The 11978-nt window shown below is 62.1% G+C and carries 17 protein-coding genes, 1 tRNA gene and 1 pseudogene; 10 read left to right on the top strand and 9 right to left on the bottom strand.

Annotation, left to right across the window (positions count from 1 at the left end):
• Positions 1-207 precede the first annotated feature (207 nt).
• Positions 208-618, top strand: coding sequence for a cupredoxin domain-containing protein (locus E3374_RS05485; RefSeq protein ID WP_136688018.1), 411 nt, complete (start codon positions 208-210; stop codon positions 616-618).
• The gene (locus tag E3374_RS05480) at positions 611-1753 is read left to right on the top strand and encodes a YeeE/YedE family protein (RefSeq protein WP_136688017.1); all 1143 of its coding nucleotides are present in this window, start codon (positions 611-613) and stop codon (positions 1751-1753) included. Before E3374_RS05485 ends, E3374_RS05480 begins: the two co-directional genes overlap by 8 nt.
• A 148-nt stretch (positions 1754-1901) precedes the next feature.
• On the opposite strand, the gene E3374_RS05475 is transcribed toward E3374_RS05480, so the two are convergent.
• Positions 1902-2117 carry a hypothetical protein gene (locus E3374_RS05475; RefSeq protein WP_136688016.1) on the bottom strand — a complete coding sequence of 72 codons (216 nt, stop codon included), beginning with the start codon at positions 2115-2117 and terminating at the stop codon, positions 1902-1904.
• 120 nt (positions 2118-2237) lie between these two features.
• Between E3374_RS05475 and E3374_RS05470 the strand changes: the two are divergent.
• The 4 genes and pseudogenes from E3374_RS05470 to purF all read left to right on the top strand — a co-directional run.
• Positions 2238-2823: pseudogene (locus E3374_RS05470) on the top strand (M42 family peptidase); the annotation flags it as partial.
• Positions 2824-2868: 45 nt separating this feature from the next.
• Positions 2869-3054, top strand: coding sequence for an LSM domain-containing protein (locus tag E3374_RS05465; RefSeq protein WP_136688015.1), 186 nt, complete (start codon positions 2869-2871; stop codon positions 3052-3054).
• Complete coding sequence (locus E3374_RS05460) at positions 3051-3224, top strand: 50S ribosomal protein L37e (protein ID WP_135661783.1); 174 nt, start codon at positions 3051-3053, stop codon at positions 3222-3224. Before E3374_RS05465 ends, E3374_RS05460 begins: the two co-directional genes overlap by 4 nt.
• A 4-nt stretch (positions 3225-3228) precedes the next feature.
• Positions 3229-4656 carry an amidophosphoribosyltransferase gene (gene purF / locus E3374_RS05455; protein WP_136688014.1) on the top strand — a complete coding sequence of 476 codons (1428 nt, stop codon included), beginning with the start codon at positions 3229-3231 and terminating at the stop codon, positions 4654-4656.
• 37 nt (positions 4657-4693) lie between these two features.
• Here purF and E3374_RS05450 read toward each other — a convergent pair whose 3' ends face one another.
• The 5 genes from E3374_RS05450 to E3374_RS05435 all read right to left on the bottom strand — a co-directional run bounded on the left by E3374_RS05450 (position 4694) and on the right by E3374_RS05435 (position 8850).
• Positions 4694-5257 carry a DUF420 domain-containing protein gene (locus E3374_RS05450; protein WP_136688013.1) on the bottom strand — a complete coding sequence of 188 codons (564 nt, stop codon included), beginning with the start codon at positions 5255-5257 and terminating at the stop codon, positions 4694-4696.
• 216 nt (positions 5258-5473) lie between these two features.
• A complete protein-coding gene (locus E3374_RS17080) occupies positions 5474-5623 on the bottom strand; it encodes a hypothetical protein (protein WP_169051782.1) in 150 nt (49 codons plus the stop codon).
• A gap of 163 nt (positions 5624-5786) precedes the next feature.
• Positions 5787-6488 (bottom strand): ABC transporter ATP-binding protein, encoded by a 702-nt coding sequence (locus E3374_RS05445; RefSeq protein WP_136688012.1) that lies wholly within the window; start codon positions 6486-6488, stop codon positions 5787-5789.
• Positions 6489-6519: 31 nt separating this feature from the next.
• Positions 6520-7593, bottom strand: a complete 1074-nt coding sequence (locus tag E3374_RS05440) for an ABC transporter permease (RefSeq protein ID WP_136688011.1) — start codon at positions 7591-7593, stop codon at positions 6520-6522.
• A gap of 33 nt (positions 7594-7626) precedes the next feature.
• On the bottom strand, positions 7627-8850 hold the full coding sequence (locus E3374_RS05435) for a hypothetical protein (protein WP_136688010.1): 1224 nt from the start codon (positions 8848-8850) through the stop codon (positions 7627-7629).
• Positions 8851-8999: 149 nt separating this feature from the next.
• On the opposite strand from E3374_RS05435, the gene E3374_RS05430 reads away from it, so the two are divergent.
• The 4 genes from E3374_RS05430 to E3374_RS05415 all read left to right on the top strand — a co-directional run bounded on the left by E3374_RS05430 (position 9000) and on the right by E3374_RS05415 (position 10802).
• Positions 9000-9296 (top strand): DUF5785 family protein, encoded by a 297-nt coding sequence (locus E3374_RS05430; protein WP_136688009.1) that lies wholly within the window; start codon positions 9000-9002, stop codon positions 9294-9296.
• Between the two features lie 339 nt (positions 9297-9635).
• Positions 9636-10187: a CBS domain-containing protein gene (locus tag E3374_RS05425; protein ID WP_136688008.1), complete on the top strand. Its 552-nt coding sequence runs from the start codon at positions 9636-9638 to the stop codon at positions 10185-10187.
• Between the two features lie 47 nt (positions 10188-10234).
• The gene (locus E3374_RS05420; RefSeq protein ID WP_248299395.1) at positions 10235-10717 is read left to right on the top strand and encodes a GNAT family N-acetyltransferase; all 483 of its coding nucleotides are present in this window, start codon (positions 10235-10237) and stop codon (positions 10715-10717) included.
• An 11-nt stretch (positions 10718-10728) separates the two neighbouring features.
• Positions 10729-10802, top strand: a tRNA-Thr gene (locus tag E3374_RS05415).
• 62 nt (positions 10803-10864) lie between these two features.
• On the opposite strand, the gene E3374_RS05410 is transcribed toward E3374_RS05415, so the two are convergent.
• The 3 genes from E3374_RS05410 to E3374_RS18125 form a co-directional block, all read right to left on the bottom strand.
• Positions 10865-11122, bottom strand: coding sequence for a type II toxin-antitoxin system RelE family toxin (locus E3374_RS05410; protein WP_136688007.1), 258 nt, complete (start codon positions 11120-11122; stop codon positions 10865-10867).
• Between the two features lie 6 nt (positions 11123-11128).
• Positions 11129-11464, bottom strand: a complete 336-nt coding sequence (locus E3374_RS05405) for a winged helix-turn-helix domain-containing protein (protein WP_136688006.1) — start codon at positions 11462-11464, stop codon at positions 11129-11131.
• 264 nt (positions 11465-11728) lie between these two features.
• Positions 11729-11914 (bottom strand): DUF7718 family protein, encoded by a 186-nt coding sequence (locus tag E3374_RS18125; protein ID WP_449405156.1) that lies wholly within the window; start codon positions 11912-11914, stop codon positions 11729-11731.
• Positions 11915-11978 lie beyond the last annotated feature (64 nt).

Raw genomic sequence — 11978 nt, 5'->3', positions numbered from 1 at the left:
GTATCCGTCGACCCCCGGGTCGGCGTCATCCGGGAATAATCTACCATAATCCGTATGAGGGGTGACCGGTCCCCCTTCACGAGTCCGATCGACGCCGCCCGACTGTCCGGAAGCAACCGGGCCAGGACAGACCGTCAGCTCTCGACCGTGCGAGCGCCGGTCGTAACGGTTTTATCGAAGTACCGGCAACGTTATCCTATTCGAAGAATGACATTGAGACGTCGACAGTTCCTCGGAGTACTGGTGACGGGGGCTGTTGGGGGGACGGGTGGCTGTCTCGACGCGTCGGGTCCTGGGGCGACCACCGAAGACGCGGGGCATCGAACGACCGTCACGATCCGTGATGGAACGTTCACACCGACATCCCTGGAGATCGCCGCGGGCCACGACGTGACGGTCGTCTTCGAGAACCGGGACAACCGGAAACACGTCCTTCGAAGTGATTTCGAACCGTTGGACGTGACCGTACCGCCGGGGGAGACCGTCACCAGACAGGTCACCGTTCCGAATGAACCCGGCGATTACGAGGTCGTCTGTGAGGGCGGCGACGGTTCATTCGAACTCAAGTCTGTCCCTGCGGACGTCCTCCGTGGCTGTGGGTACGACAGCGATGAGTGAACTCGCGTTCGCGCTGGTGGCCGGGATCGGGTTCGGCGTCTGCTTCCAGAAGGGACGGATCTGCTATGCGAGTGCACTGTCGGACTTTTTCCTGTTCCGGTCGTCGCGAGTCGGCGGGGGTATCCTGCTCGCCACGGTACTCACCACACTCACATGGAGTGGCGCCTATCTGTTCGGCGGTGGAGCCAGTTTCTGGCTGCCGTCGTGGGGTGTCTACGGCCTGTTCGGCGGGGCTCTCTTCGGCGTCGGGATGATCCTCGCAGGTGCGTGTCTGACGAGTACGCTTTGGCGGGTCGCCAGCGGCAGCGGCCAGTACGCGCTCGTTCTCGCGGGCGGCGTCGTCGGGTTCGTCCTCACAGGACTGATTCATCCCTGGCTTGGAGAGTGGTACTTCACGCCGCTGTGGCTCGGGACGGGCACCACCGCCTTTGCACTCCCCGTCTCGGCACCCGTCGTCGCCATCGCGTTCGTCGGGGCCGTCGTCCTCGCGTACGCCGCCGTCACTGGATCCATCCGTCGACACTTCGAAGGCGAAATTGACGAAGACGAGAGTCAAATTGCCAGATTTCGGGCGTCGATCGTCGTCGGACTGGCTGGCCTCCGTGAGGGAACGAAACGGTACGTCCAAGCACGCACGTCCGGGATTGATCTCGAACGCGTGCTCCGTCGACCGTGGGATCCACGCACCAGTGGCATCGGGATCGCATTGACGGCGACCGTCTGGATCGCCGTCTCGGGCGTCTGGACCGTCTCCGGCCCACTGGAGGGGTGGGTCGCACTCGCGTTCGGCACGGTCAGTATCGACGTTCTGGATGCCGTTCCCGGCCTCGCGGCCGCGTACCCCGGCGGCGTCTCCCCCGGTATGGGAGTCATCGCCGGGTTCCTCGCGGGTGCGTTTCTCGCGGCAGTCACCAGTGGCGAGTTCGCTCTCGAGGCGCCGACGCGCTCGATCGGTGTCTCTCCCGTTTCCGGCGGCGTGTTGATGGGAGTCGGGGCGAAGCTCGCGCCGGGGTGTAACGTGACGAACCTCTACACCGGCGTCGCGTCACTGAGCGTTCACGGGATCGTCGCCGGAATCGGGATCGTCCTCGGTGCCTACGCCGGCACCCGGATCTTGTTCCGTCCCCGAAAGTAGGACGCTTACCTCCCTCGTCGCCGGCGACCGATCGCACGACGACATCGGACCGACCTACTCTTTCCGTCACGGATCAGATATCGTGACGACGACACCTCACGTCCTGTCTACAGTGGTCTCAGTCACGTCCTGTCTACAGTGGTCTCAGTCACGTCCTGTCTACAGTGGTCTCGGAAAGCAATTTGCGGGCGAGGGCGAAAGCGAGCATCAGGACCACGAAACCGAGAACGATTGTTCCGAAGCCCGGACCACATGATCCGTCATCCTGATCGTCACTTGCATCGTCGTCAGCCGTTTCGAGCCCGCCGACTGCAGGGATCGAACCTTCCTCGAAGTGTAGCTCGAAAAACGTGAACTCCGTCATACCAGCGGGATCGGAGGGCGAGAACATAGAAGTTCCGCCGGTAGCAGGCGTGATGTTCTTGGTGGTACCTCGCGGAGTGATCGTATGTAGGACCCACAGCGGGAGTTCCTCGAATCGCTTCTGGACACCCCGAGCCCCTCAGGGTTCGAAACGCCAAGCCAGCGCGTCTGGGTCGAATACGTCTCGGAGTTCGCCGACGAGGTACGGACGGACGAGTACGAACGCCGTGGCAGTCCACGAGGGCGGCGAGACGGAAATCGCGATCGCAGGACACGGCGACGAGATCGGATTCATGGTCAGGGACGTCACCGAGGACGGGTACCTGCGACTGTCCCGGATCGGCGGCTCCGACCGGACGGTCACCCGCGGGCAACACGTCACCGTCCACACTGACGAGGGCCCCGTCGCCGGCGTCGTCGGCCAGACGGCGATCCACCTGCGCGATCAAGCGGATGAGAGCGTCGAAGACGTGGCCGAACAGTACGTTGACGTCGGCGTAGAGGACGGCGACGCCGCCCGCGATCTCGTCGAGATCGGCGATCCGGTTACATTCGCCTCCGGACTGGAATTACTCGCTGGGACTCGATTGGCAGCTCGAGGGATGGACAACCGCGTCGGGATCTGGACGGCCGCCGATCTGCTCGCTACCTTCGTCGCGTCCGTCCGATCGTACGCACCGTTCGCGGTCAGCCCGACGGAGAATGATCAATAGAACGGTACGTTTATGCCGACGTCGCCCGGTTCCTTTCGTATGAGCGAGAAACCACTCGACGTGCTGGAGGCGTCGCTGGGAACCGAAGTGATCGTCGCCCTCAAAGATGGGACCGAGCGCGTCGGCGAACTCTCCGGCTACGACCAGCACATGAACCTGGTGCTTGCAGACGACCAAGACACAACGATTATACGCGGCGACAACGTCGTCTCGATACGTCCATGACCGGGAAAGGAACGCCGAGTCAGGGGAAGAAGAACAAGACGACACACGTTAAGTGTCGGCGCTGTGGCGAGAAGTCCTATCACGCCTCGAAGGGCGTCTGCTCGTCGTGTGGCTTCGGCAAGTCGGCCAAGCGACGCGATTACGAGTGGCAGGACAAAGCCGGCGAATAGGCATATGGAAGAGAAGTGCGGCGTCGTCGGCGTCTCACTCGCCGACCGCGAGGCCGCCCGACCGCTTTATTACTCGCTGTACGCCCTCCAGCACCGCGGCCAGGAATCGGCCGGGATCGTCACCCACGACGGCTTCCAGCAACACAGCCACGTGGAGATGGGACTGGTCGGGGACGCCTTCGACGCCGAGGACATCGCCGGGCTGGCCGGCTCGGTCGGGATCGGCCACGTCCGGTATCCGACTGCCGGCAGCGTCGACAAGGACTGTGCCCAGCCGTTTACCGTCTCGTTCAAGAGTGGCTCGCTGGGCCTGAGTCACAACGGCAATCTGGTAAACGCCGACGCCGTCCGGGAGGAACTCGCCGAGCTGGGACATGCGTTCACTTCGGACGGTGACACCGAAGTCATCGCTCACGATCTGGCACGAAACCTCCTCGAATCGGACCTCGTCCGGGCGGTCAAACGCACGATGGAACGCATCCACGGCTCCTATGCGTTGACGATCACCCACGACGACACCGTACTGGGCGTCCGGGACCCCCAGGGCAACCGCCCGCTTTGCATCGGCGAGCTCGAGGACGGTTACGTCATCGCTTCGGAATCCGTCGCGATCGACACGCTCGGTGGGGAGTTGATCCGGGACGTCCGACCGGGCGAACTGGTCGTCCTCCATCCGGACGGCGAGGGCTATGACACCTACCAACTCGTCGAGACGGACCGGACGGCTCACTGTTTCTTCGAGTACGTCTACTTCGCCCGCCCGGACTCGGTCGTCGACGGGCAGCTCGTCTACGACGCCCGCCGCGACCTCGGACGGAAGCTCTACGAGGAGTCCGGCATCGACACGGACGTCGTGTTGCCGGTCCCCGACTCGGGGCGTGCGTTCGCCTCGGGGTACGCCGCCGCCGCCGAGGACGTCGAGTTCGCCGAAGGGCTGATGAAGAATCGCTACGTTGGCCGGACGTTCATCATGCCGACCCAGGACGAGCGTGAGCAGGCCGTCCGACTGAAACTCAATCCGATCAAGAACACGATCGAGGGCAAGAGCGTTACCCTGATCGACGACTCGATCGTCCGCGGGACGACCTCGACACAGTTGATCGACTTGCTGCGCGAGGCCGGCGCGGAGGAGATCCACATGCGGATCGGTGCGCCACCAATCGTCGCACCCTGTTACATGGGGATCGACATGGCATCCCGCGAGGAACTGATAGCCGCCGACCGCTCGGTCGAGGAGATCCGCGAGGAGATCGGTGCCGACAGTCTGTCGTATCTCTCGATCGACTCGATCGCGGAGACTCTCGAGACCGACCGTGGCGACCTCTGTCTGGGGTGTGTCACCGGCGAGTACCCTTACGACATCGACGGCGAAACCAGCGACCGGGAGATCGACTCCCCCGCGATCGGCGTTCCCGAAGTCGCCGACGACTGATCGGGATCAGCTTCACGAACGCCGGGATGTCCCCGTTTTACGCCGGGAAGATCACGTAAAGCGCGAGGTAGACGACAATCCCGAGCGCGAAGGAGATCGCCCACAGCGGCGCGGCGATCCGGCCGACCCGCGGGTGATTGGTCTCGGAGAGGTCACCTGGGTCGTACCCGTAAGCGAGCAGGAGGACGTAATACAGTAGCGGCAGACAGATGATCGCCAGTGAGACGTGGATCGCGAGCAGGAGGTAATAGAACGGTTCGATCGCTGCCGGCCCCTCGAAGGTCGTCGGTCCCTGGAGAGCGATCCGGTAGAGGTAACTCCCCAGGAAAAGCACGAACAGTCCGAACGCGGTGCCCATACGCCGACGGTGGACAGGAACGTCCCCACGACGGATCGCCGCGAGGCCCGCGACGATCGCGACCAGTGCGAGGGCGCTGAGGACGGCGTTGACGTGTGGGAGCGTGGCCAACAGACTGTCCGAGGGCCGCGGGAGGACGCCCGAGGGGACCACTCCGGCTACCACGCCGACCACCAGCGCAAGCGAGACGACCGAAAGCACCGCGGTCAGAAGCGGAACGTGTTCACGGACCGTCGATCGCATGGCTATATCTCTCCGGCCGGAAACAAGGACGTTACGCTCGACGATCGATCGCGGCCACTTCGGCGGAGAGAACCACCGCACCGGACGCCCCTCACCGACGGAAAACGCGATTTCGACTGTCAACAGACGACAACAGGGATTTCGAGAAGCGAATCCCAGCGGCGGGGAAACGACGACATGCGGAACGTACCGGCGACGACCTTCGTAACGGAAGGGTCACCGCCAGGCCGTTCGATCGACGTGATAATCGGACTGGATCCAGGCGTCGAAGTTCGCCCGGTCGTAGATGATGTAAAATTGATCGCCGGTGTGTTCCGCGTCGATGCGCGGGCCATCCGGTTCCGATTTACCTCCCGATGGATCCATTGTTGTGTCCTCTCGTAGGGTTGTCGCTGACGACGCCCGTCGCGGTGGACGCTACACCACAACGGTTCGTACAGGGGGGCAAAAAACTATCGTCTTGTTCCTTAAACTTACTGTATTTCTCAAAAACGAAAATGGAGGTATATCAGTGCCGCCGTCGGCCACTTCACCCCGGTCCGACGAGTTCGGTGTAGATTCCTGTCATCGATTCATCACGATCTGTCAATTCGGCCCGGGACCGATCGAGGACGATCCGGCCCCCGTCGAGGATAGTTAGTCGGTCGAGTACGGTCGCAAAGTCCTCGATGCGGTGGGTCGAGACGAGCACAGCGTTCCCACCTTCGGCGTATTCCGAGAGGAACTCCAGGAGTCTGTTCTGCGTGACGTCGTCTAAGTCCGAAAGCGGTTCGTCGAGCAACAGGAACCGGGGTCGCTTGAGCACCGCCAGCGCGAGGTCGAGTTTCTTCCGGAACCCGCCGGAAAGGTCACCGGCCTGACGATGACCGACCCGCTCCAGTCCGAGTACCTCGACGACGCGTTTGCGCCACCCGTCTCGGGGTGCGTCCATCAGTCGAGCGAACACGTCGAGGTTTTCCTCGACCGTTAGATCGGGGTAATACACCGGGCGCTGGAAGCCCACACCGACGGTGGCCTCGGGCCGCCGGAGGTGTCCTTCAGTCGGGGTGATGAGCCCCAACAACGTTCGGAACAATGTCGTCTTGCCCGACCCGTTTGGACCCACCAGACAGTGGACCTGTCCCGGTCGAACAGCGAGTGAGACGTCGTCCAGCGCGGTGATCGGGCCGTACTCCCGCCGGAGGTCCTCGACTGCGAGCGTCGGTTCTGTATCGCCGTTTGTCGAGTTCATGTGCCCCTCCGTGTGCCGAATCGTTCGACAGTCATGTGCTCCTCCGTCTGTAGGCCACGATCGTCAGTTCCAGGCCGATCCCGGCGAGGACGACCACCCCGAAGAGACCGGCGAACCACTCGCTGAAGATGTCGAGAGGGACATCTTTGAGCATCGCACTCCGTGTGAGGATCATGCCGTAGTGGAGGGGTATCAACCGGGCGATCGCGCGCCGGATCGAGGAGAAGAAGCCGACCGGGTAGATCAGTCCGCCGAACGCGAACAGTCCGAACAGCAGGATGACGTTGACGAACCGGCCGCTCGTCGAGAAGCGGGTCAGGAACATGATCGCCATCGCCACCGCCGCCATGAACAGAAACGAGAGGAGCAGGGCGGCGATGGCACCCGGAGCCAGAACGGCGACGTCGTAACCGAAGTGCCCGGTCGCTAGCCGGAAGACGATCAGGGGAACGGCCATCAATGCCGTGAAGAACGTAAGTTTGGCGATCACGAGCGCCTCCAGCGAAGATTCCGTCCGGATCCGGTCGAGGGCGGTCCGTTCGCCCGCCAGGTTATAGGGAACGAACGTGAACGCAAACAGCGCCACGACTCCGAACAGGAGCAGTGGGATCAGGTATTCCGGCAGGGTATGTGTCGGCTCGACTACGGTTCTGGAGATCCGAACGTCCATGGGGAGGGCTGAGGACAGCCGCGCGTTGACGTTGTTGGTGATCACTTTCGATGTCTCCCGAAACGGGACCAGGCTACCGTCAACGTATAGCGTGAAGTCCAGGCGTCCGTCGGACCGCGTGCCGACGTTCGGCGGGACTTCGACGACTGCGTACACTCGTTCCCGGCGGAGATCGTCGATCGCAGTTGACTTCGAGTCGTATCTGACGGGATCGGAGAAAAACGTGACGGCACCCTCGACGATCGTCAGGTCGTCGTCAGTGACGTCCCCGTCGGTGCCGACGACTCCGATCGGCATGTCGGTGGGGATCACGGTCTGAAAGCCGACGCTCGCGCCGGCGAACACTGCCGGAACCGCTACCAGCAATACGACGAGCGCAACGACGTTACGCTTGCTCCAGACGAGCTCTTTGACGAGGAGGGGGCGAAGGCGCATGGAGAGCAGGGAATATCTATCGAGAGAAGTCTTTCAGGCGGTCGGTTCCACGCCGGACAGCTGTTCCATGACAGTCACGAGTTTCTGGGCCGGGTATTCGAAGGTGATAGTGACCTGTTGGCCGTCCTGGCTGACTTCCATGGCATCGATCAGGTCGGCTGTCGGGCTGTCCTGGGCACCGACTGCCGCGAACGAGAGCAGGCCGTCGATGGACTCCTTGACGGATTCCGCGCTGCTCTGGTCGGTCCCGGTCAGGTGGACTTCCATCCCGACATCCTCACCGCTCGTGTAGTAGACGCCCGAAGCGGCCCGGACGTTCTGAGCTAACCGTCCACCCTGAGGGATGGAACCGGCCTGTCCGCTCGCGTCCTCGGGCAGCGTCGCCGCGAACTTGACGTAGCCGTCACGGAGATCAGTGAACGAGCTTCGGAGGTCGCCACTCAAGGCGTTCGCGTCACCGTTCTCGACGTCGATCGCGTCCGTGACAGCCACCTCGGTGCCCACGACGAACGTCCCGTCACCGAGCGGGGCCAGCCAGGTATCCGTTCCGAATTCGGACGTCTGTACGTACACCGTCGTCCCGGCGTAGGTCTGTTCCTGGACGGATCCGCCTGTCTCCTCGATCGAGTTCACGAGATCGTCCTCCGTCCAGTCGGACTCGATGACGGCTCCCGCGTACTCGGCTGTCGCCGCCGACCCCTCGGGATACGTGGCGAACATCGTCGCGGAGTCGAACGCGTCGACGTCGAGGGCAGTTTCACTGTTGGCTTCCGAAAGTAGTTCGTCGTAATTACTCGGGCCTGAATACGAGGGATCCTGACTGCTCATCTCGAGGACACCGTTCACCATCGTCTTCGTCGTGTCGTCGTCGACGATCCCCCCGTCGGCGTACATCACAATATCGACGTCTTCCGGAACGGCGTCGAGAGACGCTGACCCACCGCTGGCGCCAAGCATTGGAACGTCTCCGCCAGTGGCAATGAACGCGCCGGCGGCCGCCACACCGCCAACGAGGACCAGCACTGCCAGGATCGTCAGCGGCGTCCACCTGGCACCTCCCGGGAGCCAGGATCCGCCGCCGTCGTTACCACGAGGGGAGGGCTCTGCGTTTCCGGCCGTCTGGAAGGGCTGTCCGCCCCCCGACGGGTCGTTTTCGTCGGCCAGTCGATCGGCTCCGTGACCCGGACCGGACTCGCTTCCGGGACCCCCGTCGTCGCTACGCCCGTCGACTCCGCTAGTTCCGTTGTCTTCGACCATTGTATCACCCCGCGCCGACAACATCCGTCGGCACTGAGACGCTGTTAGATGCCTCGCCCATCTCCCATTAATACCTTTCGTGGTCGAAAGCACTCGAAGGACGACCGCCGGGGGACAATCCTTTTGGCCGGGAACACACACTACCGGGTATGGACTGGCCTCACGACCCGGACGGCGAGGCAGGGAGCGAGGGTCGACGCAAGTACGGACAGGCGATCATCGCCAAGAAGGTCGACGACGAGGATTTTCCCGTCTCTGCGGAAGCGTTTGTCGACGAGTTCGGCGACCACCCCGTCCGTATCGACCACGAACGGGTCCTCAGCGTGGCGGACATCTTCGAACACGTCGACGAGGAGACCTTCGAGGACTTCCCGGCCTTTCATACGGCCGTCGGCGAGGCGATGCGCGAAGCCGGGTACTGGCCGCTCGAACTCGAACACGCCTGATACGGATTATTGTCGTGATGTACCGGTATCCGTCGACCCCCGGGTCGGCGTCATCCGGGAATAATCTACAATAATCCGTATGAATGGACTTCTGAAACGAACTTCCCCTGAGACGGCCTTCTGAGATATCCCCGGATTCGAACTTCTGAATTGCTCACTGAGAGGACCGCAAACTATCGTGGGGTCAACACGAAACTGACATAAAGCAGTCCACACGAGAGGCGGACGGCCGTTCGGCTTCCGTTCCCGCCGGTTCCGTTGTAACTTACATAATTGGGCATATTGAACCTTAAGCGTGGCGGAGGTATCTTTTAGAGTGGACGCGACGTACGATGGGACATGAGTATGAGCAACACTATCAGGGAGGTGATGACCAGGGATTACGTGGGCGTCAGCGAGTCCGACGACCCTCTGGAGGCCGGCCAGCTCCTCCGTGAGGAGGGGGTTGACGGCGCGGTCGTCCTGCGCGGGAACGAACCTGTGGGAACCCTCGAAGTCGACGCAGTCCTCGATCACGTCCTCGAGGACGGGGCAGCCGAGACGGTGAGTGACGTGATGGCTGAGTCCGTCGAGCGGGTCGACGCGGAAGAACCGATCGAGGTCGCGGCCGACCGACTCGTCGGCGTCGAGGAGTCCCTGCTGGTAGTCATCGACGAGGGCGGGGACACTGTCGGAGTCGTGACGGCCTCGGACCTCGTCCGTGCGATGGCTCTGGGCCGCGAACCCGAACAAGGGGCCGCCGGACACCTCGAACCGAACCGGACCGAGGGAACTGCCAGTGCCGGCGATAGCTACGCCAACCAGGGGATCTGTGAGCGCTGTGGTGCCCTGACCAGCGACCTCGTCTCATTCAACGGACAGTTGCTCTGCAACGACTGTCGTGACATTTGATCGCCTCGAACACGATACCCTTACGTCGTTGCTCCCGTAGATCCGCCGTGCGCATCGAAACGCCGTCGACGGGTGTCGTCGACGACCTCGCGGACATGTGGGTCGAACTCGCCGCCGACCAGCGCCGACACGGCTCACACCTCGTAGCCGACGGCAATCGGGCGTCGATCCGCTCTGCCATCGGCCGACACGTCGTCAGCAGTCGGGTCCGCGTGGCACGCGAAGAGGGCCGGCTGGTCGGGTTCGTCATGTTCACTGTCGAGTCCGACTCCCTCGAACGAACCGTCTCCCGCGGCCTGATCGAGAATCTCTACGTTGTTCCCGATCGCCGCCGGGAAGGGATCGGGACGAAGTTACTCGAACGTGCCGAGAATGCTCTCGAAGATTCCGGCGTCGAAACGATCGCGTTGGATGTGCTCGCAGGCAACGACAGCGCGCGGGCGTTCTACGCCGAAACCGGGTACGAACCCCATCGCCTCACAGTCGAGAAACCGATCGAAAGCGATACGCACTCAAAGGGTGACGACTAACTACCGTCTGTGCCAGGGGAGCTTGGGCGGTGCAAGCACTCGACTTGTAATCGAGAATTCGTGGGTTCAAATCCCACCCCTGGCTCTTATAAAAAAGGGTTCAAGTCATTCTTGCGGTTCCTGACTTAAAGAGCACCTCCCTGTGACTCAGTCGTAGATGTTGTCACGCTTGCCGATCCGGCGGACGAACAGCGTGTCTTTCGCATCGTCAGGCCGCTGCCAGTCCACGATCGCACGGTAGTCGCCGGCGCGGACACGGTAGTACTTCGAGCCTGAGAGGCGCTTCAAGAAGTGGTCCGGGAAGTCCCCGGCCTGGTCGAGTTTCGTTAGTACTTGCTCTTGGACATCGGGCTCGGCGTCGCGAAGCCACTCCGCGGCGCGCTCGGAATACTCGACCGCTGCCACGTGTGGTCACTCCGCGCCCAGCTCGGCAGCGAGGTCATCGTGCGAAATCGCCGACCCCTCGTCGGCCTCGAGGTCGGCCGCGACGGCGGGATCGAGTCGGGGGGCGACCTTCGCCCACCAGCCAGCGGACTTTGCGCCGGTCTTCTTCTTGCCGACAAGATTCTCTTCACGCATACGTTCAAGCCGGTAATGGACGCCTTGCCGTGAAATTGGCAGTTCCTCGGCCACTTCTCCAGCGGTCATGAACGGGTCGTCTGTACTATCAAACACCTTCAGGATGTCCTGCTCGGTGACTTTTTCGCTAAATTCCCCGCCTTCGCCCCTGGGCTGGTTTTCACTCATGTGTCAAGCTAAACGAGGCTATCCCTTAACCGTTGTCGTTGAGTAAACCCAAAGGGTTTAATACCGTTTGCGTTGTAAAAAATAGTAGAGACAGACCGGTTCCCTCGGGACGCTTCTTTTCGGAGACGCTCATGGGTAAGCGATTGTTGGTGGCGTCATAGTGCGGTTTCGAGGATAGTTTTGAGTGCTTCGTCGGGTGGTGCGTTCGCGCCACCCTTGCCCGCTACGACTTTCAGCTACTGCTGCGAGCCGACCAACAATCCTCTACCCAAGAGCGTTCTGTTTGCTGTATTCGATACAGTATCGCGGGGCGTGGTTGACCGGGACGTAAGGGAACTTAGACCGTACTATCCTATATTTCTGTCCCTGTTTGTACAGGTCCATGTGAAGCCCCTCTTCCTCGATATCGTGACCATACGGGGACTGGGGGTCATGATCGAAACGGGCCACCGTTTCCCACGATGCATGAAGCTTGTATTCGTAAGTCACGACGAAATCCGTCACCTCTCACTCT

The organism is Halorhabdus amylolytica (assembly GCF_004944975.1).
In the GTDB taxonomy this organism is placed as follows: domain Archaea; phylum Halobacteriota; class Halobacteria; order Halobacteriales; family Haloarculaceae; genus Halorhabdus; species Halorhabdus amylolytica.
The sequence above is the reverse complement of the archived record's forward strand: the minus strand, read 5'-3'. Positions and strand labels throughout refer to the sequence as shown.